The sequence below is a fragment of the Paraglaciecola sp. genome (assembly GCF_051252315.1).
Lineage (GTDB): Bacteria > Pseudomonadota > Gammaproteobacteria > Enterobacterales > Alteromonadaceae > Paraglaciecola.
Genome location: NZ_JBPOFP010000024.1, coordinates 22,313 through 49,217 on the forward strand (window position 1 = coordinate 22,313; position 26,905 = coordinate 49,217).

The 26,905-nt window shown below is 40.4% G+C and carries 15 protein-coding genes; 14 read left to right on the forward strand and 1 reads right to left on the reverse strand.

The features are described 5' to 3' along the window. Window positions 1-168: 168 nt before the first annotated feature. The 8 genes from ACSHXM_RS06780 to ACSHXM_RS06815 all read left to right on the forward strand — a co-directional run bounded on the left by ACSHXM_RS06780 (window position 169) and on the right by ACSHXM_RS06815 (window position 13,245). On the forward strand, window positions 169-3,555 hold the full coding sequence (locus tag ACSHXM_RS06780; protein ID WP_435687988.1) for a TonB-dependent receptor: 3,387 nt from the start codon (window positions 169-171) through the stop codon (window positions 3,553-3,555). Between the two features lie 142 nt (window positions 3,556-3,697). After that, window positions 3,698-5,254 carry a tryptophan halogenase family protein gene (locus ACSHXM_RS06785; protein ID WP_435687989.1) on the forward strand — a complete coding sequence of 519 codons (1,557 nt, stop codon included), beginning with the start codon at window positions 3,698-3,700 and terminating at the stop codon, window positions 5,252-5,254. Beyond that, complete coding sequence (locus ACSHXM_RS06790) at window positions 5,251-6,738, forward strand: tryptophan 7-halogenase (RefSeq protein WP_435687990.1); 1,488 nt, start codon at window positions 5,251-5,253, stop codon at window positions 6,736-6,738. Before ACSHXM_RS06785 ends, ACSHXM_RS06790 begins: the two co-directional genes overlap by 4 nt. Continuing rightward, window positions 6,731-8,254: a tryptophan halogenase family protein gene (locus ACSHXM_RS06795; protein WP_435687991.1), complete on the forward strand. Its 1,524-nt coding sequence runs from the start codon at window positions 6,731-6,733 to the stop codon at window positions 8,252-8,254. Before ACSHXM_RS06790 ends, ACSHXM_RS06795 begins: the two co-directional genes overlap by 8 nt. Window positions 8,255-8,333: 79 nt before the next feature. Beyond that, window positions 8,334-10,079 (forward strand): CRTAC1 family protein, encoded by a 1,746-nt coding sequence (locus ACSHXM_RS06800; RefSeq protein ID WP_435687992.1) that lies wholly within the window; start codon window positions 8,334-8,336, stop codon window positions 10,077-10,079. Window positions 10,080-10,087: 8 nt separating this feature from the next. Further along, on the forward strand, window positions 10,088-12,076 hold the full coding sequence (locus ACSHXM_RS06805) for a vanadium-dependent haloperoxidase (RefSeq protein WP_435687993.1): 1,989 nt from the start codon (window positions 10,088-10,090) through the stop codon (window positions 12,074-12,076). A 6-nt stretch (window positions 12,077-12,082) separates the two neighbouring features. Next, the gene (locus tag ACSHXM_RS06810) at window positions 12,083-12,781 is read left to right on the forward strand and encodes a DUF6445 family protein (RefSeq protein WP_435687994.1); all 699 of its coding nucleotides are present in this window, start codon (window positions 12,083-12,085) and stop codon (window positions 12,779-12,781) included. A gap of 23 nt (window positions 12,782-12,804) precedes the next feature. Continuing rightward, entirely contained in the window at window positions 12,805-13,245 is a 441-nt protein-coding gene (locus ACSHXM_RS06815; protein ID WP_435687995.1) for a DUF2799 domain-containing protein, read from the forward strand. A 257-nt stretch (window positions 13,246-13,502) separates the two neighbouring features. On the opposite strand, the gene ACSHXM_RS06820 is transcribed toward ACSHXM_RS06815, so the two are convergent. Further along, window positions 13,503-16,751, reverse strand: coding sequence for a TonB-dependent receptor (locus ACSHXM_RS06820; RefSeq protein WP_435687996.1), 3,249 nt, complete (start codon window positions 16,749-16,751; stop codon window positions 13,503-13,505). Window positions 16,752-17,090: 339 nt separating this feature from the next. On the opposite strand from ACSHXM_RS06820, the gene ACSHXM_RS06825 reads away from it, so the two are divergent. The 6 genes from ACSHXM_RS06825 to ACSHXM_RS06850 form a co-directional block, all read left to right on the forward strand. Then, window positions 17,091-18,602, forward strand: coding sequence for a tryptophan halogenase family protein (locus ACSHXM_RS06825; protein ID WP_435687997.1), 1,512 nt, complete (start codon window positions 17,091-17,093; stop codon window positions 18,600-18,602). Then, window positions 18,602-20,023 (forward strand): tryptophan 7-halogenase, encoded by a 1,422-nt coding sequence (locus tag ACSHXM_RS06830; protein ID WP_435687998.1) that lies wholly within the window; start codon window positions 18,602-18,604, stop codon window positions 20,021-20,023. Before ACSHXM_RS06825 ends, ACSHXM_RS06830 begins: the two co-directional genes overlap by 1 nt. Beyond that, a complete protein-coding gene (locus ACSHXM_RS06835; protein WP_435687999.1) occupies window positions 20,013-21,524 on the forward strand; it encodes a tryptophan halogenase family protein in 1,512 nt (503 codons plus the stop codon). The genes ACSHXM_RS06830 and ACSHXM_RS06835 overlap by 11 nt, the downstream gene beginning before the upstream one ends. Beyond that, window positions 21,521-23,029 carry a tryptophan halogenase family protein gene (locus ACSHXM_RS06840; protein ID WP_435688000.1) on the forward strand — a complete coding sequence of 503 codons (1,509 nt, stop codon included), beginning with the start codon at window positions 21,521-21,523 and terminating at the stop codon, window positions 23,027-23,029. Before ACSHXM_RS06835 ends, ACSHXM_RS06840 begins: the two co-directional genes overlap by 4 nt. Window positions 23,030-23,093: 64 nt before the next feature. Beyond that, the gene (locus ACSHXM_RS06845; protein WP_435688001.1) at window positions 23,094-25,622 is read left to right on the forward strand and encodes a glycoside hydrolase family 3 protein; all 2,529 of its coding nucleotides are present in this window, start codon (window positions 23,094-23,096) and stop codon (window positions 25,620-25,622) included. A gap of 26 nt (window positions 25,623-25,648) precedes the next feature. After that, a partial coding sequence (locus tag ACSHXM_RS06850) for a DUF5060 domain-containing protein (protein WP_435688002.1) occupies window positions 25,649-26,905 on the forward strand: 1,257 nt, incomplete at its 3' end.

Here is a 26,905-nt window from a genome sequence, read left to right on the forward strand (position 1 = left end):
CAGTAATTGTTGAGCGTTTTATAATAAAGGATTTAGGCCAACAAAAGCTGTAAAAAGACTGTCAGAATGCGTTTATGTCCGGTGGATTGAAACGTTTTCTCATGTTTTTACTGGAGCAATACAAAAATTATTAGATGCGACTTTTACACACATAAGAGGTAAACATTTATGACGGTACACAATAAAAAAAATCAAACACCAGTCTTCAAAAAATCCATTATGGCGTTGGCTATGATGGGGATTTGTGCGACTGCAACAGGACAAGAAGCTGATACTGCCGAGACTGCTGAAGCAGAAGATAGCGGTATTGAAACAATTGAAGTTAAAGGTATGCGTGGTAGTTTATTTAGCGCGCAAAATTTAAAACGAAATGCAGATACATTTGTAGATTCAATTACTTCGGACGATATAGGTGCCTTACCTGATCGAAGTGTACTTGAAGCAATGCAACGTTTGCCGGGTGTATCAATTGATCGTTATGCGGGTAAAAATGATCCTGATCACTTTGGTGTAGAAGGTTCTGGTGCCGTTGTACGTGGTATGACACAAACACGTTCAGAGTTTAATGGCCGAGACTCTTTTACTGCTAACTCAAGCCGTGGTTTATCTTTCCAAGATGTTTCACCTGAATTAATGGGTGGCGTTGATATATTTAAAAACCAAACCGCTGACATGATCGAAGGCGGTATTGCAGGTACTGTGAGTTTACGTACGCGTAAACCTTTTGATAGTGACGGAGAAAAAATCTCTGTTTCTTTGGATTATACCCGTGGTGATATGGTGAAAGATGCCACACCGACTTTCTCTGCTCTATATAGTAATAACTGGAAAACAGATTCTGGTAAGTTTGGTATTTTATTGAACTTTTCTGATTCTCAACTTAAAGCAAGTAACCATCAAATACGTTCTTCAACTTTTGCATTTCGAGCATTAGAAGGATTTTCTACTGGAAACCATGATTACCCTGGTTTTGGTTACGCGTCTAATCCTTATGTTTACGATGGCTCATTAGCGTATCCTCCCGGAGGAACGGAAGTCGGTGACCAAGGTGTGCTAACACCAAAAGGTGCCGCGATAACTATGAAAACCGATGATCGAACCCGTAAAGGTTACGCAGCTGGTTTTCAATGGGAAAGCCCAGATGAAACCTTAAAAGCTACCGCTCAGTTCATGCGTTCAGACTCCGCCTTATCGTGGAAAGAGTATGCAACTGGCATCAGCCCAAATGGTGTAGACAATAGTAATCGTGTTTGGCCTTCGCCTGGTGAAGAGTATGAATTCGATTCTAATGGCGTATTTACCAGCGGTTATTTAACTGATATTGCTGACGGCTGGCGTGGTGATGGTAATCATGTTCCACATAATGTTGCAGCTGGTTGGGGTGGCGCACCTGTTGCCAATTTTGGCCAAGATATGAAATCAGAAAGTCGATTGAGTGAAAGCTTCTCTGTGGTTGATGATTACACCTTTAATTTAACTTGGACGCCTTCAGATTCGTTAAAGTTAGAATTAGATTTACAGCACATAAAAGCTGAAACTGGTCGTGATGATATGACCTTAGGTTTAACGACTTGGGCGAATCAGTACTTAGATATTTCTGGCGATCATGCAAAACTTGATTTAATTAGCCCTTGGCAATTTACGTCTCAAGAAGTCAAAGATGCGTATGCTGCAGATGGCAGTGATTTCGCAACAGATGATTACTTTGCTCAACCGCAAAACTACCTGTTTAACCATGCCATGGATCATTATGACCGCAGTGTAGGTGAGTCTGATGCGGCGAGATTTGACGCTACTTATTACACTGAGTATGACTTTATTACTCAAGTAAAAGTTGGTGTTCGTTACGCTAAACGTGATCAAAATATTAAAAACAGCACCTATAATTGGGGACCATTAGCACCTATATATGATGAAGCTGGTTGGTTAACGAGTCCACAGGTCGCAGAAGCTGGTTTAGCTGAAGCCTTTCAACTTGTTGACTGGAGTAAATTATACCGAGGTGGCGCTGCAACAGTTCAAGGTGGTGATTACATGATACACCCCTCTGATGAGTTGTTGCATGACTATGCTAATTGGGGCACTCGATTTGCAGGGTTTGATGACAGATGCGGTGATTGGCAACCTATGGCTATGCGCCGAGACACAAGTAGTTGCGAACTTCTTGATTTAGACGGTTACTTCCGTCCAAATGAAGTGAGTACCGTATCTGAAACTAATACTGCAGCCTATGTGCGCTTAGATTTCGAATATGATGGATTTGAAGATCATAGGGTTGCTGGTAACTTTGGTGTACGGGTCGTTAGAATGGAAACTAACACCACTGGTTTTACTCGTTACCCAGACTTACGTCCTTCTGACCCATTCCCAGAAGGGTTCGATCCAAACAATTGGAACCCAGCTGATTATGATTTATTCAGTGATGAGACTGATTTCTTATCTGATGTTGGTAACTACTTGCCTGCAGATGTTTTGGCTTTCGCAAATGATGCAAGTAGCCCTAACTTTGCTGAAAACTCTTATACCAAAGTGTTGCCTAGCTTTAATTTAAAAGTAGACATTAACGATGATATGTTGGCACGTTTTGCAGTTTCAAAAGCCATGGCTTTACCTGATTTAGGTAATATGCGGAATTATGCTGACATTAGTACTGTCAGTGATTCAATTGAAAGAGACTTCTTAGCACCTATTTTCCCACAAGATTACATTCCACTTGACGCCGAAGGTAATCCAAGACTTGATGCGAATGGTGACCCTTTAAGTGAGAATAGACAGGTTGATGTGGACTCAATTCGACTTTACGGTTGGAAAGCCAATTCAGGTAACCCATTATTAAAACCAATGGAGTCTGTACAGTATGATGCTTCACTAGAATGGTATTTTGCTGATGTAGGTTCGATGGTATTTTCTGTGTTCTATAAAGATTTATCCAACTTCTTTATTAATGGCGCATACGACAGAGAATTTACTAATCCAACTACAGGCGTAACGAATACTGTTAGTGTGGCCGGTCCGTTAAATGGCGGTGATGGCTCAATGAAAGGGATTGAGATTAGTTATCAACAGTTCTTTGATATGTTACCTGCTCCATTTGATGGGTTCGGAATACAAGCCAACTACTCGTATATCAAGGCTCGAGGTGTACCTAATTCAGATATAGATGCGGGTGATGTTGATAACAGAGGGCAGGATAACCAATTCCAGTTCACTGACAACTTACCACTAGAAAGACAGTCTGATCACACTGCTAACTTAATTGCCATGTATGAGAAAGATGATTGGTCTGCTCGAATCGCCTATAACTGGCGTTCAGAGTTCTTGGTAACCACTCGTGACGTTATTTCTTACTTACCTATATTTAACGAAGCAGCCGGATATATGGATGCATCAGTTAGTTATAATATTAATGAAAACGTGAAAATTGTTCTACAAGGGGTTAACTTGTTGAATACTCAAGTTGTTACTTTCATGAAAGCAGATAGTAGTAATCAGTTACCGCGTTCTTGGAACGTAAGTGACAGACGTTACTCGCTAGCAATAAGAGCTAACTTCTAGTTGTAACCTAGCTTAATACTCAGCGCACCAAACTTGGTGCGCTTTGTTTTTAAGCGTTAAAAATAATAACGTAGAAGTTGTCAATCAGCTTTTCAAATGCGTAGAATAATCATTATTAACGTAGTGCATAGGCGTATTGGTAATGCAGCATAGAGCAATTCGTCAACTGGTAATTGTGGGCGGTGGAACCGCGGGATGGATGACCGCAGCAGCCTTGTCCAATTTTATTGATCCTAAATACTGTCAAATAACCTTAATTGAGTCTGAGCAGATTGGCACAGTGGGAGTGGGAGAAGCAACCATTCCGCATATTCGTGTATTCAATCAAATGCTCGGTATTAATGAACAAGACTTTCTACGTCATACTCAAGCAACATTCAAATTAGGCATAAAATTTACTGGATGGGGTCTAAACGGTGGAGAATATTTTCATCCTTTTGGTGCCCATGGTTACGAAATTAACAATACTGGATTTCATCACCATTGGTTGCACGCTCGTAATCATGGCGATACTAGTGACTATGATGATTACTCAGTTGCTGTTGTAGCAGCTCAACAAGATAAGTTTTGTTTTCCTCATTCAGATCCTTCCTCTGTCTTTTCTCACTTTTCATATGCTTACCATTTAGATGCAGGTTTGTACGCAAAATATTTGCGTAGTTACAGTGAAAAACGCGGTGTTAAAAGAGTGGTTGGTTTGATTTCAGAAGTGGCTAAAAACTTACAAGACGGTTTTATCTCTTCGGTTATTCTTGATAATGGTGAGCAAGTTAACGGCGATTTTTTTGTGGATTGTTCAGGTTTTCGCTCACTATTAATGGATAAAGCACTTAATGTCGGCTTTGATGATTGGTCTCATTGGTTGCCCTGTGACAGAGCGATTGCGGTGCCCTGTGAGAATAAAAACACCGGACCAGCACCTTATACCCAATCCATAGCTCATGATGCAGGTTGGCAATGGCAAATCCCCTTACAACATAGAGTTGGCAACGGTCATGTGTTTTGTTCTGAGTTTATGTCAAATGATGAAGCTCAATCTATTTTGTTAAATAACTTGCCCGCTAAACCGCTTAAAGACCCCATACAGTTAATGTTTAGAACGGGGATGTATAACAAAAGTTGGGAAAAAAACTGTGTAGCAATTGGATTATCTAGCGGTTTTTTAGAACCGTTAGAATCTACCAGTATTTACCTAATCCAGTTGGGCATATACAAATTAATGGAAATGTTGCCTGATATGCACTTCAGTCCAGAAGACGGCGATGAGTTTAATCGAGTGGTAAAGGATGAATATGTCAAAGTACGGGACTTTTTGATACTTCATTACAAGTTAAGTAACCCTGAAAAGAGTGAATTTTGGCGCTATTGCCATAATATGTCTGTTCCAGATTCATTAGAACAAAGAATGTCTCTATTTAAAGAAACTGGTTATTTTTCAGAATATAGCGAAGGCCTGTTTTTAACCCCTAGTTGGTTGTCTGTCTTTATTGGTCAGGGGTATCTTCCAAAGAAAGTCGATCCAAGAGTTGAGATGCAAAATGTGGGAGAAGTTAAAGCCGGTTTGAATAACATGCGAAGTTATTTAAAGCAAAAAACTGCTGAAATTGGTACCCACCAACACAGTATTAGTGCTTTGATGCAAGGTAAAGTAGGCACCCAAAAAGCAAATCTGAATTTGTATGGAAATACAAACTCATGACGCAGATGTTAAAAAGTATAGTGGTGGTGGGTAATTCGTTAAGTGCTTGGTTAAGTGCAGCTACAATCAATCGAGCCACTAGGCCATTTGGTACTCAAGTTAGTATTTGTACTTTAGCTGAGGTCCCTGATAATTTGGGTAACATGTCATTGCGCCCAGAATTTGATGATTTTATAAAATTGATTGGTATATCTGAAGCAGAGTTCATGCAGACATGTTCAGCGAATTTCAAATTGGCTAATTGTTTTCAAGATTGGAATACCCACAACAAAGACTATTACCATGGGTTTGGTGAATGTGGTACCACAGTTAAAAATATTCAGTTCTCTCAGTTTTATGCTCGTTTGTGTGAACAGAATAAAATCAGTTTTGCTGATTCCTTTAACTTAGGAGCACAATTAGCTAAACATAATAAGTTTGTGCATCCCGATGACGATCCAATGTCAATATTATCGACCTTATCTTATGGCTGGAATATTAACGCTGAGGCTTTTTATCTGACGGTTAAGCAATATTGTTCTGAACAAGGTATTCATATACATGAACAAGCTTTGTCTAAGGTTGAAACGGATAGTAAAAATTCGGTCATTACTTCATTACAGCTTGAACACGAAAAAATATTGAATGCTGATTTATTTATCGACTGCAGTGTTGACCATTCTTTAATGCATTCGTTACAAAACGAGTGGCATTCATGGTCATCACAGCTACCAGATTGCGAGGTGAAAAGTGTTGATTGTAAGCTAGTCAGCAAAGAGCAAACATATAACCTAATTAAGGCAACAACTTTTGGTTGGCAGCAAGAAATACCTTCTCAACAAAAATTAACTCGGCACTATTACTCGGCGAAAAATGCTAGTTTGCAGGTACCTAAAACAAAAGAAAAGATAACTAGTCAATCGACTAAAAGCCTATCTTTTGGAATATTTACAAAACCTTGGTTAGGTAATTGTATTAGCATCGGATATGGTTGTTTGTCACTCCCGCCAATGTGTTTTAGTGAATTGGATTTGGCTTGGATAGGGTTAAAAGAACTGATTCAAAAATTACCAGCCAAGCATATTTCAGAGGCGCTGGTTAAAGAGTATAACGAGTTAATGTCTGCTCGTTACAATAATGCTAAAGAAGCAAGTGTGATGCATTTTTATATGGCTGAACAAGATGGCAGCACATTTTGGCAGCAGGTCAATAAGGTAATGGTATCCAAATCATTAGATTACAAACTTATTACCTATCAAAATCGTGGAAAAATGCCAAGTTATGCTAATGAAGTATTGCCAATTCCGGAGCAGTATTCATTATTAATGGGGATGACAGATAAGCCCAAACAACTTGATTTAATGGCCCGACAAGTGCCTATTGAACAGATCCTAAATATCCAAGATAAAATCGTACATCGTATCCAGCAGGCTTGTTCTGCGGCATCGAGCCATAAGGATTATATACAAACCTATTGTTATCGGAGAGATAAGTCTGGTGTCTGATAAAAACTTAAGAAACATTGTAATTGTTGGTGGTGGCACAGCAGGTTGGATGACTGCTGCAGCGTTGGGGCGCTTTTTAAAAAATAGCTTTTGTAAAGTTAGACTCATTGAATCAGAAGATATTCCTTCAGTCGGGGTTGGTGAAGCGACTATTCCGCAAATTCAGGTGTTTAATCGCACTTTAGGTATTGATGAAAATGAATTTATTAGACGTACCCAAGGTACTTTTAAATTAGGAATTGAATTTGAAAATTGGGGAAAAATTGGTGAAAGCTATATCCATGCATTTGGTGATGTGGGTAACGACATGGATTCGGTGCAGTTTTACCACTATTGGTGGAAGATGCGTCAAAAAGGCCAAGCACCTGATATCGGCGCCTATTCGCTAAACGCCGTCGCGGCTCCAAAAAGTAAATTTATGCGCTCAGTGGATGCCGGTAATTCGCCTTTGTCTAATATTGTATACGCTTATCAATTTGATGCGGGTTTGTACGCTGAGTTTTTACGTGAGTTTGCACTGAAACACGATGTGAAAAGGACCCAAGCCAAAGTAGTCGAAAGCCGATTACGTGCCTCGGATGGCTTTATTGAATCAGTCGTACTAGACGATGGTGAAGTGATTGAAGCCGATCTGTTTATCGATTGTTCCGGGTTTAGAGGATTGTTAATAGAAAAAGCCCTTAACACAGGTTTTGATGATTGGACGCATTGGTTACCTTGCGACAGTGCTTGGGCCGTGCCATGTGAGCGCACCGAACCTTTGTTGCCATACACACGTTCAACGGCTCACAGTGCGGGGTGGCAATGGAGAATTCCATTACAGCACAGAACAGGAAATGGTCATGTGTTTGCTAGCCAATATATGAATGAAAATCAGGCATTAGACACTTTATTAAATAATTTACCCGCTAAAGCCCTTGCAGATCCTAAGTTACTAAAATTTACTACGGGTAAGCGTAAGAAAATATGGAATAAAAACTGTATTGCAGTGGGTCTATCGAGTGGTTTTATGGAGCCTCTTGAATCAACCAGCATACATTTAATTCAGAGTACCATAGCAAGGTTAATGAGCTTGTTCCCGAATCGAGAATTTAATCAGCACGATATCGATTTATTTAATTCACAAGCCGATTTTGAGTATGAACGTATTCGTGATTTTATCATTTTGCACTATAAAGCGACTCAACGGGATGATTCTGAGTTTTGGAATTATTGCCGCACTATGTCCGTGCCAGATACGTTAAACCAGAAAATTTCTCAGTTTATGGAAAATGGACAAATACATCGAACGAATATGGAACTATTCAACGACACAAGTTGGTTAGAAGTGTTTCACGGACAAGGTTTTCATCCAAAGGGATATCACCCACTGGTTGATGTTGTTCCGGATGATGAGTTAACTAGGCGTTTAGAACATATCAAAAAAGTCATTGATAAATCCGTTGATGCCATGCCTTCACAGCAAGAGTTTATGCAACATAGCGGTTTAGTATCAGCACTTAAAGGAAACATGTAATGATAATTAACATGTTTGTATTTGAGTGTTTTGTATGAGGAGGGATAACGGTTATATTTTTAAAAAGTGTTTGTGTTTAATGCTGGTGTGCCTATCGCTGATTATTGTTAGTTGTGGTGGAGGATCTAGCTCAACTCAGCCTACCACAACAACCAAAGTAGAAGTACTACCGCCGGTAACGCCTCCTTTGCCCCCCGCAGAGCCTGAAGAGGATTTAACTTTTGGTGGGGGCTTTAGTGAATTATTGGACTCTAATATTGCTTTTCAATATGGGTATATTTCACCGGAAAGTAATGTAGATGAAACAGGTAATATGCCTGAGCATCCGGAAGCTTTTGCTGGTGGCGCTGCGTTAGGAGACTATGATGGCGATGGTGACTTAGATGTCTTTATTGTACGAGGGGATTTAGGTGGAAATTTGTTATACCAAAATGACGGGGAAGGTGTCTTTGTCGAAGTGGCAGCACAAGCAGGATTGAAATTTACACGTTCCGACACGGATAACTATCGCCATTCAGGACCATCTTTTGCTGATTTAGATGGTGACGGAGATCTAGATTTGTTTATTGGTGGTATTAATGGAGATCCCAGCCTCATATTCCAAAATCAAGGCAACGGTATCTTTTATGATGTCACGGCCACCTCAGGGTTACACTCTTTACAATCTGAGTTTACGCTTTCTTCTGCGTTTGGGGATTTTGATAAAGATGGCGATCTCGATATGTTTCTAACCCATTGGGGATCGGAAATTGACGTTGAAAACCCTCGCGAGTCTGAGCATTTATGGCGTAATGACAGTAACAACACGCAAATTAAATTTACCGATGTAAGTGCGGCAACAGGCGTAACTCAAGCCTTGTTAAAACAACCCCAAAATAGTGCCTTGGGCGAAGACCATGATTATACCTTTACGCCTAACTTTGCGGATATTAATAATGATGGATATGCAGATTTGCTGGTGGTTGCAGATTTTGGTTTAACTCGTGTTTTACTTAATAAGCAAGATGGCACCTTTGAAGATGTGACCGATGATGAAGTGATAATTGATGATAGTGGTATGGGCGCTGCCATTGCTGATTATGATAATGATGGTGATTTAGATTGGTTTGTATCAGCCATTACAGGTACTTTTTGGCAGATCGGAAATCGTTTTTACCAAAATGAAAGTGGAACATTTTCAGATAATAGTGTGTTAGCTGCCGTCAACCCATCTTTTGGTCAAGCTCAGGCGAGGTCTAGTTGGGGGTGGGGAGCGTGTGCTGCAGATCTTAACAACGACGGCAATCTTGATATTTACATGAGTAATGGTTTTACGTTTTCTTACCAAGACGCCAATATTGATTTTGATTTCGAGACCGATACCACCCGGGTTTTTATGGGATTAGGTGACAACACTTTTGAGGAATCTGCTGCGTTACTTGGATTAGATGATCGACAAAGTAGTCGAGCAATTCTATGTGCCGATTTTGATAATGACGGTGATATAGATTTATTACAACTTCATAGAAATGAAGATAATGCGGTAAGTTTTTATCGTAATGACATTGGGCAGAATAATTGGCTCGCGATTAGTTTGAGTCAGCCATTACTGAAAAATAAACAAGCTATTGGTGCTAGGGTTTATGTCACCACAGAGAATAAAACACAAATGCGCGAGGTTAATTTAGGGAGCCACTTTACTTCTCAGACTGCGGTAAAGCAGATTTTTGGGTTAGGGCAAAATATGCAAGCGTCTCTAGTTCGGATTGTATGGCCAGATGGCAGTGAAACCGTGCAAACTGATCTTGTGGCGAATCAACATTTAACTATTAGTAAATCAGAATGACCACTTTTATGACGTTAACGAAATTGTATCGATTGGGCATATTTTTAGTTTCTTGTTCGTTATTAGCGGCCTGTGGATCTGGTGGCAGTGATGGTGGTGAAAATAGAGTTATCATTGAAACAGTTCAAGAAGTCGTAGCTGATGACCGGCCTAAATCAGTGGCTCGAATGTGGAACGAAGTTGTTTTAGAAGGTATACGTAACGATTACGCTCGGCCTACCATTCATGCTAGAAATTTGTATCACATCTCGATGGCAATGTATGACGCTTGGGCAGCCTATACCAGTAGTTCGAGTACATATATGTTAGGTAAAACTCACAATGATTTTAGTTGTGAATTTAATCGTTCAGTGTTGGTTGGAGATCCGCAAATTGCACGAGAGCAAGCCCTAAGTTATGCAGTATATAGATTGATTCGTCATCGCTTTAGAGATTCTCCTGGGGTTGATTATATATATGGTTTGGCAGATGAATTAATGAGGACTCTTAAGTTAGATGTTAACCAAACAAGTCGGCTTTATTCGAATGGCTCAGCTATTGGATTAGGAAACCATATCGCAGACTGCATCATTAATTATGGTATGCAAGATGGGGCAAATGAGCGTATTAATTATGAGAATGTGTACTACCAACATGTGAACCCCAACTTAATTATGGCTCAACCTGGCAATCCTGATATTGTCGATAGAGATAGATGGCAACCACTGGCGTTAATCGAGTTTATTGACCAAGCAGGCAATCCAGACGTTGGTGGAAGCGCAACTTTTTTAGGACCTGAATGGGGAAATGTTGAACCGTTTGCATTAACAGATGAAGATAAAACTGTTTACGAACGTGATGGATACGAATACCAGGTGTACCATGACCCAGGCGCCCCAGTATTTGCTAACGGTGATACTGCTGAAGAATACAAATGGGGGTTCTCTTTAGTGGCTAAGTGGTCATCACATTTAAGCCCAGATGATAATGTATCAATAGATATATCACCGGCGAGTATAGGCAACATTAACTCATACCCTACTCATTTTGAGCAATATGACCAATTTTATAATGACTTACAAGGTGGTGATGCCAGTGTGGGGTATGAAGTAAATCCTATTACCAATGCACCATATGCTGAACAAATTGTGCCAAGAGGAGATTATGCACGAGTCTTAGCTGAATTTTGGGCCGATGGTCCTGATTCAGAAACACCTCCAGGACATTGGTTTGTGATCTTGAACGAGGTGGCAGATCATGCTTTATTTGAAGCTAAGTTTGAAGGAAAAGGGGAGTTATTAGGCTCTATGGAATGGGATGTAAAAGCGTATTTTACTCTGGCTGGAGCTATGCATGATTCGGCTGTGGCAGCATGGGGTATTAAAGGTTGGTACGACTATATTCGGCCTGTATCTGCAATCCGAGCGATGGCAGACATAGGACAAAGTAGCTTTCCTACGCAAGCTTCCTATCATGTGGATGGGATTCCATTAAGTCCCGGATTGATTGAGTTGATCACAGTAGATGACCCTTTGGCGGGAGACAATCAAGAACATCTTGGAAAAATCAAATTGTTTGCTTGGAAAGGACCTGACTATATTGCCGACCCAGTTCAAGAAACAGCAGGGGTTGGGTGGATCCTTGCAGAAAACTGGTGGCCCTATCAAAGGCCTTCTTTTGTAACCCCACCCTTTGCAGGTTATGTGTCTGGGCATTCAACTTATTCTAGAGCTGCTGCAGAGGTATTAACCGCGTTAACAGGCAGTCGATTTTTTCCAGGTGGTATGAGTGGTTTTGAGATAGAAGTTAATGAATTCTTGGTTTTTGAGCAAGGGCCAAGTGTGAACATGACTCTGCAATGGGCTACCTATCAAGATGCCTCTGACCAATGCAGTCTATCTAGAATTTGGGGGGGAATTCATCCGCCTATTGATGACATACGAGGACGTTTAATTGGTGAAAAAATAGGTCTGGCTGCCTTTGCAAAGGCGAAGTCTTATATTGATGGTAATAGGTAGATGAGTATGGATGAAATACACTTCTCTCCAACCATGAAAATCCAATTCTTAGAAGTGGGTCAAGAGCGATGCCCTTTGGTCATCGTTGACAATTTTGCCTCTCACCCTGAGCATTTGATTGAATATGCAATGCAAAATGGTGGCGATGCACCGGCTCAAGGTTATTATCCTGGTGTACGAGCTCCCGCTCCTCCTGGATATGCTCAACTTCTACTAGAATTCGTTCGTCAAAAAGCACATGCTCATTTTGGCTTGTCAGCCGAAAAAATTGTTTCATGTGATAGTTGTTTTTCCATGGTGACGACGCCAGTGGAGAGTTTAACTGTGCAACAGTCGGTGCCTCATTTTGACAGGCCTATCGCCTCTGATATCGCTGTTGTTCATTATTTATGCGATGAAAAATTTGGTGGCACATCATTATATCGACATAAAACAACGGGGTTTGAATTTGTAGATAACACAAGACTAGAGCAATACTTACACACTCAGCAGAAAGAGTTTAGCAAGTTGGGTAAACCTAAAGGATACGTAAATGGGGATACAGAAACCTATGAGCGTATTGTTTCTGTAGAAGCTAAGTTTAATCGAGCCGTTTTTTACCCTTGTGCAAATTTGCATTCTGGGAACATAAGTAAAGATTATCAATTTGTTGCTCACCCCCAATTGGGGCGTTTTACCGCAACATCATTTATAACGAGTAGTTAAGTGGATTTTAAGAAGGAGAGTTTATGAAAATATTAATGGTTGTTTCAGCAATGGTAATTGTTTTGTCTAGTTGCGGCAGTACTCAATTAGAGGTATCTGAATGTAAGTCGACTAATTGGGAACAAAAAGGCCTTAAGGATGGGGCAAGTGGTGTCGATGTTTTAGAGTTCAATAATTACGTCGCTGCATGTGAAACGGAGAATGTTGTTCCAGATAAAGAGGCTTATTATTCAGGCTTTCAAGATGGTCTAGTGACTTATTGTACCTATGACAATGGCGTTGAATTAGGAAAGCGTAGTGGCAAATATTATATGGCTTGTAAGGATTATAAAGATTTTGGTACTGGGTATGCAAAGGGCGTAGATATATTTATTGAAGAGCGTGAACGCCGTGAAGTGGAAAAGTTAACTCGCCCTACTGTAGAAATGGGTAAGGCGGTAGCCATTCCTGGTCCGGCGAGGTAAATAAATGGATTGATCCTTTGTTAATCTAGTTTTTACTATCAAAAAAGAGCGGCTATTTAGTCGCTTTTTTTGGTTTGGGCTGTTGGATACTCAGTATCGCGATCGAACAAATAGCGTTATTGAAAGGTGTAGCTTACCCTGAGTTAGGGTTAAGTATTGATTTGGCGTGTGATCATGAGCCAGCGATGGTTTAAATAAAAAAACGCCAAACAATATGTTTGGCGTTTTTAGTTTTACATTTCTAAATTTAACCTATTTTAGAATGTGTATTGCACACCGAACTGGAATCTACGGTCAAACATAAAGCTTGAACGTTGGTATCTTTGTCCTTGGTTATTCAGAATATCCTGAGATGTTTGTAATTCGTCAGTCAAGTTAGTGCCTTGTAGACTGACCTTCAAATTATCATTAATTTGATATTTCATCGATAAGTCGATTGAGAAGTTATCATCTTGAATATTAGGGTTACCAGTGATGTAAGTCTCGTACGAATTCAAGAACTCGTCACGGTATTGGTAGGCTAGACGCACTTCGAACTTATCATCTTGATAGATACCAACTAAGTTCGCAAAGTTTTCTGATTGACCAATAATCCCGTTAAGGTTATCGACTCGGATAATGCCATCAAAACTATCAGCTTCACCATCGCCATCTGCATCTAGGAAAGTACTAGGTGGATTGGCATCTACATCTAGGTGAGTATAGTTAGCTTGCACACCAAAGTTAGACCAAATGCCTTCTAACTCATCAAAGAAGTACTGTCCAGCAATTTCTACCCCGGTAATATCTGCTTCAGCTTGATTAATGGAGCCAGCAAAGAATACAGGAATAGTGTCACCATCCAATGAATATGCATCAACCTGAACATTTGTGTTCGATTGAACAAGATCTTTTATACTCTTGTTAAATAAGGAAACACTAAATGTTGCGTCGTCTTCACCATACCACTCAAACGATAAATCAATATTGGTCGAAATCGTAGGCTTAAGATCTGGGTTACCGCCGGTAATGTAGATACCTTCTGTTTCTGCACCTAGGCCTGCAAGTAAATCTGTAACATCGCCGTCTGGATCTAGGTCATCCGTAGACGGAAATAATACGCTACTACGAGCCGCAATACTTTGTGATGCGTTTAAATCAGAAACATTAGGTAAGGTGAGTCCTCGACTTATGCCAAATCTAATGAGCATCTCGTCATTTAGTTCCAACTTAAGGTTGAGCGAGGGCAGGTAATAATCGTCATCGATACTAACCACTCTATCTAAAGGTGCTTGGTCAAAGAATGCTGCCGTTTCAGGAAGAAAATCTCTTACGTTATCAAACGGTTCAATTTCAACTGGGTTAGTCTGTTCATCTTCACCAAATGGAGAGTACTGGTATGAGCCAACCGAGTCGATTTGATGTTTGACATACCTAACACCAATATTACCGTCAAGATACATGTCGTTGTCTAAAGCATGACTGATGTCTAGGCGAACATAAAAGTTAGTGATAGTTTCATCTAAATCTGAGGTTTGGGCATCGGTGTATTTTTCATTGTAATTAGCATCTCTGCGGTCGTTGCTAAATGGTGAATAACCCGCTCCAGCTAAATCTGGCTCACTGGCTAAGAAGTCATAATATGAATCAGGATCTCTTAAAAAGTCTGAGTGAGCGTAAACGAAAGATGTTTCGTCACCTAGTACCACTCCACCACGTTGGAAATTAGAAAAGTCCACTAACTCATGAGCAACAGTATCAAACGCTCCATAACGTGCACTTCCACCCCAAGCTGGTGCTACTTGTTGCCAGTTTAATCCAGCTGATTGGTACATTTGTTCACGCTCAGAACGACGCGCACCAAACTTCACAGATTTGAACCAGTCGTTATCTTCAAACTCGTATGTAGCATCCAATTTAATGCCAACAGAGTCACCACTACCGTCGCGGTAATCATCTGCAGCGTATGGTGCAATGGCACCTAATGGATCTGAGGTTGAAGTCGGCGTTACGGCAGCGACTACATTACTACCAGCATCAACACCTGAATTTATTAATACTCCAGAGTTTTGCATAAACTCAATAGTTGGGTTGTCGAGATCAGGTCTAGTAATAGCATCAACGTATTGGAATGCACCTATCCACTGGTCCCTTCTAGTTAATTCTGCAGTAGTACGGTGAGCATCAAGCTCAACAAACCACTGGTCATCTACTTGCCATTCAACATTAATACTTAGGTCATCTGATTCAGACTCTGTGTGTCTGCCGATACCAAGGTTACCCAATTCTAAACCAGGTGTGCCAGCCCATGAACGAAGGTTAGACGATACTAATCCTTCTTCAAACAAGCCGCCATCAATAGGAATTAGCTGACTACAAAAATTAGATGGGTCATCACCGGTATTACCACTACCACAGCGCGGAACGCCTGGTGATGTGAAAGGCCTAAGGGTTATATCACTGGCAATAATATTGCTATCACCCGTAGTATATTCGTAAGCGTTACCACCATCATGCCACTCTGTTGTGCGCTCTAAATCAAATGTTTCATTGGTTACTTTTACATATTTAACCGTTGCTTTAACTGAGTCGTCAGAACTTTTCCATTGACCCGCTAGATAGACATTTGAACGCTCACGGTCTACTTCTGTTTGTCTAAGCTGGAAGCCATTGGCAATTCCCACTGTTTGACCTTCTTGAGGTATTACACCACCTGTAAAGTCTTCTACATCAAAATCAGGAAACTGATCGCCACCAACAGAGCCAACCGGAACCGGCACAATCGCACCAGACTGATAGCCATTAAACAACGACTTTAATTCAGATCTTGAAAAAGAACCTAATAATCCAAATTCACCACTATCTGTTTGCCAGCGGTTACTTAAAATTGCGCTATAAGTAGGGGTAGTTTCTTCTCTCAAGTCACTATAGGTGCCATCTAAAGATACTACGCCGTAAAAACCTTCACGGTCGAAAGGTTCGATAGTTCTTAGGTTAATGCTACCACCAATACCACCTTCGATAAGATCTGCCGTTTGGTTTTTATAAACGTCAACACCTTCAATCATTTGCGGAGGGATACTTGACCAATCTAAAGCGCGACCACCATCAGCTGTGAAAGCATCACGGCCATTTAATTCAGAGCGGATTAAACCCAATCCCCTAACTAGGTTACCTGAACCTTCAGCAGACGGGAAATCACCACCGTCGGCTCCAATGTCAAACTTAGTTACGGTTACACCCGGTACCCGTGATAAGGCTTCTGCAACAGATAAGTCAGGCAGTGCATTGGCATCCGATGCGGTAATCGAGTCCATAAAGGTATTTGCTTCACGTTTTAGCTCAGCAGCGTTGGCTAAAGCGCCTCGGATACCAGTAACTTCAATGACTTCGGTTGAATCAGCAGACTCATCTTCGGCAGTTTGTGCTGATACATTATGCGCCGCTACTGTTGCCATTAATGCAGTAGTCCCATATAGGGCTACTTTCATTGATGAAGCAAGGAACGATTTTTTTTGCATATTCATGTCTTCTCCAGTGTGTTTTTGTGTTGTGGTTGTTAATCTTTGTTTGTGTTGGTTAACAAGTTGTTAATTTATATATTATCGAGAGTAAAGACTCATAATTTCGATAAAGCGGTATTAAATAGCGGCAACATGGGCTGAACAAAATTTTTGCCTTGCTACAATACCTATAAGTTTAACTACAGGTGCCAAATCACCTCTTAGAAAACGTTTACATTTTTGACCGTAAATAAACTAAATATTATGTTTTTACGGGTGGTTTTCGAATCTGGTGTTGTGCTATTGTTGCTCAATTGTAAACAAATTGAAACATATTTTGAAATTGTAAGGAAAAATATTTGTATGCGAGTATGCATTCTTGGTGGTGGAACAGCCGGTTGGATGGTTGCTTCAGCGCTTTCTGTAAAGTTAAAAAAATCAATAAAAACAATGGCTTTAGTGGAGTCGGAAGACATTGGTATTGTAGGTGTTGGAGAGGCGACTTTACCCCATATAAAATTTTTCAATGAAGGGCTTGGAATAAAAGAGAACGTTTTCATGAAGGCCACGGAAGCCACATTTAAACTCGGTATTGAATTTTGCGACTGGGGATCGTTAGGTCAGCAGTATGTACATCCATTTGGTGATTTTGGTCAATCCATTAACCATGTTGAGTTTTATCAGCATTGGCTCAAATTGAATCAAAAAGGTCATGCTGGCAGATTAGATGAGTATGCTTACGGTATAGTTGCTGCAAAAAATGAGAAGTTTCAATATCCTAGTGATGGAAAAACAGAGTTGCAGCAAGCATTTGGTTATGCCTATCAATTTGATGCTTCACTTTATGCTAAGTTTTTGCGGGATTTATCGGTGGGCAACGGTGTCAATCGAGTCGAGGGAAAAGTAGTTGAAGTCCTTCAAGATAATGACTCTGGTGACGTAACGACTGTTATTTTAGAAAATGGTCAACAGATCGAAGCTGATTTATTTATTGACTGTTCAGGTTTTAGGGGGGTACTGATAGAACAAACGTTAAAATCCGGTTATCAAGATTGGTCACAGTGGCTTCCTTGCAACAGAGCAGTGGCAGTACCTTGCGAAAGGCAAGGAGGTTTGACTCCTTATACTAGGGCGACTGCTCGAAAAGCAGGGTGGCAATGGCGTATCCCCCTACAACACAGAACAGGAAATGGTCATGTTTTCTGGGATGAGTTTATGTCTGAAGATGAAGCCACGTCATTACTTTTAGATAATTTGGATGGTCCAGCACTTGATGAACCTAAGCAGTTATATTTTAAAACCGGGCGCCGTAATCACTTTTGGAAAAATAATGTAGTAGCAATTGGTTTAGCCAGTGGATTTTTGGAACCACTTGAATCCACTTCGATTCACCTGATCCAAGAAGGTATTACAAATTTACTGGAATTGTTTCCACATGATGCCGTTAGTGCATTAGATGCCGCAGAATATAATTCACGTATGTCTTTGCAATATGAAAGGGTTCGGGATTTTCTGTTACTGCATTATGTAGCGACTCAACGAGATGATAGTGAGATGTGGCGTTATTTTAGAAACATGACCTTGCCGGATAGTTTACAAGAAAAAATCGACTGTTGGATGCACAGAGGATATGTTCAACGCTACGAATTTGGGGCGTTTTTACCCCCAAGTTGGATCGCAGTAATGATTGGTCAAAACCTGTTTCCCAATCATTATGATCCTAGGGTAGACCAGAGCCAAATCGAACAAGTTAAGCAGCAATTTAATAGTATGCGTACCGACATTGCTAATTCAGTCGGTCGCGCCAAAACACATGCTGATTTTCTCGCGGCGATTGATGCTGCTTCAAACACCAAACAGTTAAGAGTGAATTAATGTCGCAAGAACTTTCACAAACAGTTTTAATCTTAGGTAACACATTTGCAGCCAGTATGACGGCTCTGGCATTAAGTAAATCTCTTCCCAATGGGGTGAAGGTTGTATGGGTTAAACCAGCAGAGCCTTGCCAAAGTGATTTGTTATATGGTGGTATCACGTCACCTGAAGCCTATGAGTTTAATATTCAGTACGGTGTAACTGAGCCTGAACTTTTTCTTAATACTAATACCACTTTTACATTCGGAACCCATTTCAAAGAATGGGGGGAGTCTGAACGCAGTTGGATACAATGTTTTCATTTACCTTTTTCAACCATTTCTGGAGTAGATTTACATCATTATTTGACCAGGCATAATGCTAGATTAGGCGACTTTCTAATTAGTGCACAAGCGGTTCTAAAAGGCACATTTGCTCACCCTCCAACCGATAATTTAAAATCAGCTTTATCAAGGGCTGAATATGGCTATCACTTTGACCCGGCAGAATGGGCAGCCCTTTTTTGCAAAAAAGTAGATAAAGCTCGAGTTGAAATTGTCAGTGGTGAGTTAAAGTCGGTTAAATATGCTAGTGATCAGATTGAATCAGTAGAACTTGAAGATGGCACAATTTTAGAAGCCGATTTGTTTATTGATTGTACCGGCACTGATAGTGAATTAATGTCAAAACTCAGTCAAAACTTTGTTTGCCAGCGCAATGCTGAGTTTGTATATGAAACGTTTTCAGAAAAAGACCAAAACACCTCAAATCGGAATATTACTGGAACCAAATTTGGTTGGCAGTCGATAACGCCATTACGAGGAAAAAATAGTGTACTTTCACTTCACGAATCTTCTTTGGGTTACGAGCATGTAGACGCATGTAAAGTTGAATTGGGGTATCGTAAATCTGCTTGGCAGGGAAATTGTGTCGGTATAGGGCATTCTGTTTACGCTTTTGATCCTTGCACCCCCGCGGCTTATATCCTGCTTAAAAAAGATATCATGCGTTTATTAGAACTGTTCCCAGTCAACTCAAATACTCAAGTTGAAAGGCAAGAGTACAATCGTCGTTTCCAAAACGATGTCATTCATGCAGAATTATTTCTTCAGGCTCTATATGCTCAGCAGCGAGATGTAGGTTTTAGTGCTAGCGACAAACTTGACAGAAAGTTAGTCCAGTATTTACATCGAGGGATTCTAAGCAGTTATGATTTTGAACCTTTCAATCAACAAGACTGGGCAATTCTGCATGCTGGGCTTGGAAGAATACCAAAGCGCTACGATAGGATGGCTGATCAAGTTGATTTTGATCAAATGCAAAACCAATTAGATAAGATGCGAGCGGGTATCGCTCACCTTGCGTCAAGTATGCCGCCTCATCACATTTATCTAGAAAAATTCATCAGTTATCTAAGGAAAAGCCAACAGCATGGCCAATAATATTATTAAAACTATCGCCATAGTTGGCGGTGGCACTGCAGGTTGGATGACTGCCGCTGCTCTTTCACGCATGTTGTTACCGGAAAATGTGAAGATAATACTGGTTGAATCTGAACAAATCGGCACCGTTGGTGTGGGCGAAGCGACTATTCCTGATATTGCTAATTTTAATCTTATGTTAGGCATAAATGAGCAAGAGTTTCTTGCTGAGACTAACGGAACATTTAAATTAGGTATTGAATTTCGTGATTGGGGAAAGTTAGGCGACCAATACTTTCATCCTTTCGGCTCACACGGTGTTGATATGAATGGTATCGACTTTCATCAGTATTGGTTGCATACCAGACAAAATGGCAATAAAGCCAAGCTAGAAGATTATAGTATCTGTGCAATGGCGGCTAAACAGGCAAAGTTTGTTTTGCCAGACAATAACCCCAAATCGGTTTTGTCTCATTTACGCTATGCCTATCATTTTGATGCGACGGCCTATGCTGCATTTTTACGTAAATTTTCTGAAAAGCGAGGCGTTATTCGAATAGAAGGCTTAATTGAAGATGTGGCAACAGATAATGAAACTGGAAATATTCAAAGTGTCATTTTAAAAAGCGGACAGAAGATCGAAGCAGATTTTTTCTTTGATTGTAGTGGTTTTAGAGCATTATTATTAGATAAGACACTTGGTGTGAAGTTTAAAGACTGGAGTCACTGGTTGCCTTGTAATCGTGCTCAAGCAGTGGCGAGTGAACGAACCGAACCATTGCTACCCTATACTATTTCTAGTGCGAAAAAATCTGGTTGGCAATGGCGCATTCCTACTCAAGAGCGTACCGGAAATGGTCATATTTATTGCAGTGATTTTATTTCTGATGACGAAGCGAATCAGGTCTTGCTTGAAGGGCTAGATGCAAAACCTTTGGGTGATGCACGTACCATTCATTTTCAAACAGGTTGTCGTGAAAAATTTTGGGACAAAAACTGCATTGGAATAGGTTTGTCTAGTGGGTTTCTTGAACCATTAGAATCAACTTCGATCTTTCTAATTCAACAAGGTGTCTCGAGATTTATTTCACTTTATCCGGATAACAATAAGTCTGCGGTGTTACAAAACGAATATAATCGTTTAATGACGAGAGAGTTTACTCAAGTCAGAGATTTTATAATCTTGCATTATCACGCCACCGAACGAGATGACAGCCCGTTTTGGAATTACTGTAAAAACATGTCTATACCCGATAGTTTAAAACACAAAATTGAGTTATTTGAAGCTGGAGGCAGAGTTTTTCGAGATGACCAAGAGTTATTTGCAAAATCAAACTGGATTGCTGTAATGCTTGGTCAAAATATCGAACCTCAAGTATACGAACCTATTTTATTGGGTATACCTATTAACGAAATTAAACATAGTCTTGATTCGATGAATCATGCAATGGGGCAAGCGGTGAGTAGAATGCCTACCCACGCCCAATTCATTCAAAAATATGCGAACGGAGTAAGATCTTGAATCACAACAATATAAAAAATGTCGTTATTGTTGGGGGCGGCACTGCTGGTTGGATGGCGGCCGCAGCACTTTCAAAGACAATTGGTACAAACCACATAAACATCGAATTGATTGAATCAGAAGCAATTGGAACAGTTGGTGTTGGTGAAGCAACTATCCCTCACATTAAATATTTTAATAAGTTAGCGGGGTTAGACGAAAAACAGTTCCTTCGAGATACAAATGCAACCTTTAAATTGGGTATTGAATTCGTCAATTGGGGGAATATTGGTGAAAGTTATATTCATCCCTTTGGACCTTATGGAATGGACATGCAAGGCGTGCATTTCCATCATACATGGCTTCGTCAAAAACATAAGGGAACGGCAAAACCAATAGCTGAATTTAGTTTACCTGGTATAGCGGCTAAAGCAGGCAAGTTTCAACATCCTCGTCCTGATTTAAAAGCATCACCTATGGCCACAATGGACTATGCCTATCAGTTTGACGCAGCTTTGTACGCAAACTATATGCGTAAAGTATCAGAAGGGCGCGGCGTTAAACGCACAGAAGGTAAAATTGTAAAAGTTAATCAAAACGCTGAAAATGGACATATCGAAAGTTTAGAGCTTGAAAATGGCACTATTGTCAGCGGTGATTTTTTTATTGATTGTTCAGGTTTTAAAGGTTTATTAATTGAAGAAACACTTAAGACTGGTTATGAAGACTGGTCTCATTATTTACCTTGTGATCGAGCGGTCGCGAGACTGACTGAACGACTAGATGTGCTTCCTCCCTATACTCGTGCCGTTGCTAAAGAAGCTGGGTGGCAATGGCGTATTCCGTTGCAGTCACGCACAGGGAACGGTTACGTATATTGCAGTAAATACATAAGTGACGAAGAAGCCTTAGCTAGCCTCAATAAAGATTTAGATACACCGGCCATAGCAGAGGCCAAATTTTTGAGATTTAACACTGGCGTGCGCAAGAAAACTTGGAATAAAAACGTAATTGCTATTGGGCTTTCGGCTGGCTTTTTAGAGCCTCTAGAATCCACTTCAATTCATTTGATTCAAAGTGCTATCGCGCGTTTGATGACTAACTGGCCAGATAAATCATTTAATCAACCAGATATTGATTATTTCAATAGGAAAACACAAGCCGAGTACGAACAAGTCCGTGACTTTTTGATTTTGCATTATTGTGCCACTGAACGTGATGACAGTCCTTTTTGGAATTATTGTCGAACCATGGAAATTCCAAAAACTCTTGAAGAGAGAATAGCGATATACAAACAAAATGCGCGTTTATATCGAGAAGATTTAGAATTATTTAGTTCAGTAAGTTGGTTTGCAGTTTTTAGTGGTCAAAATATCGAACCCGAACGTTACCACCCTTTGGCCGACATACTTGATGATGACAGATTGGAGAAGAGAATGGCTGAATTGCATCGTGCTACTCAAAGGTGTGCGGAAGTTATGCCTTCACATGACGAATATCTAAGACATATCTGTAACGGTAAATAGTGACTAGAAAATAGTTGGTAAATTTTTAACTTTGTTAATCCAAATAAATAGGCCGAATAATAAAATGAAAACACATCTCATCGTTCCGCTCTTCGCAGTATTGGTTGCCTGTCAGCCTAGCCAAAATACGTCAGAGAAAGATACACCCCAACAAGTTAATTCTGAAAATGGGGTTATCCATCCGGAGCTTTGGCCTAAACAATCTTCGCCTCTAAAGCGCGATCCTGAACAAGAAGCTAAAATTGCTGAAATGTTGGGGAAAATGACCTTAGAAGAAAAAGTCGGGCAAGTTATTCAAGGTGATATTGCTTCTGTAACGCCAGAAGATGTCAAAAAATATCATTTAGGTTCTATTTTAAATGGTGGTAATTCAGCACCAAACGGCGACAACCGTTCTCCAGCTGAAGACTGGTTAAAGTTAGCCGACAAATTTTGGTTGGCCTCAACTGATACGTCTGATGGTTTTATGGGGATTCCTGCCTTGTGGGGGATTGATGCGGTGCACGGCAACAATAATGTATCTGGCGCAACTGTATTTCCTCACAATATTGGTTTAGGTGCAGCTAATTCACCTGAGCTAATGGAAAAAATTGGCGCTGTGACAGCCAAAGAAGTATTGGTTACTGGTATTGATTGGACTTTTGCTCCGACTATTGCAGTGGTACAAAATGATCGCTGGGGTCGTACTTTTGAAAGTTATTCTGAAAAACCAGGCATAGTGGCGAGTTATGCTGGAAGAGTGGTGGAAGGCATTCAAGGTAAAGTGAATGCACCTGATTTTTTAACCGGTGGGCATTTACTGGCTAACGTTAAGCATTACGTAGGCGATGGTGGAACAAAAGATGGTGTAGACCAAGGTGATACTTTGGTGACTGAAGAAGAATTAAGGGATGTCCATGCCGCTGGATACCCGCCAGCAATTCAAAGTGGCGCTTTGGTGGTTATGGCGTCTTTCAATAGTTGGTTTGGCGAAAAAATGCATGGCCATAAACCTTTACTAAGTGATGTGTTGGTTGACCGTATGGGCTTTGACGGCTTTGTTGTAGGTGATTGGAATGGTCATGGTCAAGTTAAAGGGTGTTCAAATATTTCTTGCGCCAAAGCATTTAATGCCGGCCTAGACATGTTTATGGCTCCAGATAGTTGGAAAGGGTTATATAAAAATACTTTAAAACAAGTTAAGTCGGGTGAAATTAGCATGGCTCGATTAGATCAAGCTGTGTCTCGTATCTTACGAGTGAAACTACGTGCAGGGTTGTTTGAAGCAGGTTTACCTTCTAGTCGAAAGTTTGCTGGACAATTTGAGTTGCTGGGGTCGGCATCACATAGAGAAGTCGCTCGCGAAGCTGTTCGTAAATCTCTTGTTCTGTTAAAAAATAATAATAAGGTTTTACCTCTGTCTGCTAAACAAAAGGTTTTAGTGGCTGGTGATGCGGCTGACGATATTGGTCAACAATCAGGTGGCTGGACTTTAACTTGGCAAGGCACAGGCAATAAGAACTCAGACTTTCCAAATGGAGATTCTATTTATCAAGGTATCGCTCAAGCTGTTGAATCAGCAGGTGGCTCAGTAGAGCTTAATATTGATGGAGAATATGAGCAAAAACCAGATGTGGCAATTGTGGTATTTGGTGAGCAACCTTATGCGGAATTCCAAGGTGACGTGACTGATCTAGATTTTAGACCAGAAAAACAATTAGAAATCTTAAAACAATTGCAATCACAAGGTATTCCAACTGTTAGCGTATTTTTGTCAGGTCGTCCTATGTGGGTAAACCCGGAACTAAATGCTTCAGACGCCTTTGTTGCTGCTTGGTTACCTGGCACTGAGGGGGCTGGTGTAGCAGATGTTTTGTTTAAAGATAAGAATGATGAATTACAATACGATTTTGTAGGTCGTTTGTCTTTTTCTTGGCCAAAGGATCCTCTAGATGTTGAATTAAATCATGGAAATGAACCATATGATCCTTTGTTTGCCTATGGTTATGGTTTATCTGTTGAAGAAGACGGGCAGTTAGCTAGCGTGGATGAAACCTTAGATTCTTCAGTGATAAAAGTGAATAACTCTCAATTTCTATTTGCTGGTGATCCAGTCCAACCTTGGCGCTTGGTGTTGAACGACCAAGGTGGAAATACTCAGGTCAGCTCAAATGTTCAAGCCAGTTCGATGTCTAAATTATTGGTGAAAGCAACCGATTATCAGGCACAAGAAGATATCATTGAAGCTGTTTGGACGGGTGACGCCAATTTGTCTGTACAGGGTAACCCTGTGGATTTAACTGGTTTAGCCGAAGAGGGAAAAGTATTAGAGTTCGATTACAAGGTGGTTGCACATTCAGCTAGCAAAGTCACTTTGGCAGTAGGTTGTGGTCAGGACTGTGAAGGTGCAATTGACGTGACTGAAGGACTAAAAGCTAATGTGGCCGGTGACTGGCAAACAGCACAAATAAAGTTAAGTTGTTTTACTGATAAAGGAAGTAATTTATCTGACGTTAACTTTCCATTTCTGCTAACCTCAGATGCTGGTTTAACAATTCAATTAAGTGCTGTGAAGTTAGTTGATAATCAAAGTAACGCGACTTGTAGCCTTTAATAAAAATAATAATTGGTAGGAGTGTCATGAAAAATAATTTGGGTAGCTTGTTTACTGGTTTATGTATTGCGCTGATCATGACAGCTTGCGATACGGTGAAAAAAGAACAAGTTGAACATCAACAGTGGCATACCATGACGCTTTCTTTTAATGCCCCTTCTTTTAATGCACAGCAAATCAGTGAAAGCGCTGAAGTAAATCCTTTTACCGATGCTAGGCTTTTAGTGCGTTTTACCCATCAAGATAAAAGTTACTTAATTAGGGGCTTTTATGCAGCTGATGGTAATGCTGCAAATACAAGTGCTGATAGTGGGGCGGTTTGGCAAGTTAGGTTTACCCCGGATTTGTTAGGTGATTGGAAATATGATGCTTTTTTTCATACAGGAGAGAATATTGCCATTAGCCAATCACTCGAAGAAGGAACTGCCACCCAGTTAGAAAACAGTACAGGTGCGTTTTCGGTCACTCCCTCAGACAAGAATGGTCGAGATTTTCGAGCCAAAGGTCAATTAGTTCGAAAAGGTAAATATTTAGGTTTTGCTAGTGAAGAAAAAGTCTGGTTAAAAACCGGTGCTAACAGTCCTGAGAATTTTCTTGCCTACGAAGAGTTTGATGGCACTTATCGCGGGGCATTAGAGCACCAACATGAAGATGCTCCGCAGGCTGATGTTCTACACAAATATCAGCCACATGCCCATGATTGGCAAGAAGGTGACACGACTTGGGGTCAAGGCAAGGGTAAGAATATTGTCGGTGCGACGAATTATTTGGCAAGCACCGGTATGAATGCGGTTTATTTTCTGACTATGAATATTGGTGGAGATGGCAAAGATGTATGGCCTTACACTGATTATGATGAAAGAGAACGTTTTGATGTCAGTAAATTAGAACAGTGGAATGTCTTGTTTGAGCATATGCAGCAAAAGGGCTTAGCCTTGCATGTTATTACGCAAGAAACTGAAAATGAAACCATGCTTGATGGTGGTGATGTTGGCTTTCATCGCCAACTTTATTATCAAGAACTAATAGCTCGCTTTGGTCATCATTTAGCGCTAATTTGGAATTTGGGTGAAGAAAACGGACCGGTTGATTTTTCTCCCGTTGGACAAAAACCAGAGCAGGTGAGAGCTATGGCTCGGTATTTTGTGGAGAATGACCCATATCAGAATCCTGTTTATTTACACACTCATGCAAGTGAACACCACAGACAAGAAACCTTACCTGATGTAATTGGTGAGAAAGCTATTATGGGATTGTCGTTACAAGTCGATAAACCCAATACG

Bases quoted from the DNA above. Each gene is read 5' to 3' on its own strand.
- ACSHXM_RS06790 (WP_435687990.1), top strand. From the start codon at position 5,251: ATGACGCAGATGTTAAAAAGTATAGTGGTGGTGGGTAATTCGTTAAGT.
- ACSHXM_RS06830 (WP_435687998.1), top strand. From the start codon at position 18,602: ATGTCGCAAGAACTTTCACAAACAGTTTTAATCTTAGGTAACACATTT.
- ACSHXM_RS06805 (WP_435687993.1), top strand. From the start codon at position 10,088: ATGACGTTAACGAAATTGTATCGATTGGGCATATTTTTAGTTTCTTGT.
- ACSHXM_RS06815 (WP_435687995.1), top strand. From the start codon at position 12,805: ATGAAAATATTAATGGTTGTTTCAGCAATGGTAATTGTTTTGTCTAGT.
- ACSHXM_RS06845 (WP_435688001.1), top strand. From the start codon at position 23,094: ATGAAAACACATCTCATCGTTCCGCTCTTCGCAGTATTGGTTGCCTGT.
- ACSHXM_RS06785 (WP_435687989.1), top strand. From the start codon at position 3,698: ATGCAGCATAGAGCAATTCGTCAACTGGTAATTGTGGGCGGTGGAACC.
- ACSHXM_RS06835 (WP_435687999.1), top strand. From the start codon at position 20,013: ATGGCCAATAATATTATTAAAACTATCGCCATAGTTGGCGGTGGCACT.
- ACSHXM_RS06780 (WP_435687988.1), top strand. From the start codon at position 169: ATGACGGTACACAATAAAAAAAATCAAACACCAGTCTTCAAAAAATCC.
- ACSHXM_RS06810 (WP_435687994.1), top strand. From the start codon at position 12,083: ATGGATGAAATACACTTCTCTCCAACCATGAAAATCCAATTCTTAGAA.
- ACSHXM_RS06825 (WP_435687997.1), top strand. From the start codon at position 17,091: ATGCGAGTATGCATTCTTGGTGGTGGAACAGCCGGTTGGATGGTTGCT.
- ACSHXM_RS06800 (WP_435687992.1), top strand. From the start codon at position 8,334: ATGCTGGTGTGCCTATCGCTGATTATTGTTAGTTGTGGTGGAGGATCT.
- ACSHXM_RS06820 (WP_435687996.1), bottom strand. From the start codon at position 16,751: ATGAATATGCAAAAAAAATCGTTCCTTGCTTCATCAATGAAAGTAGCC.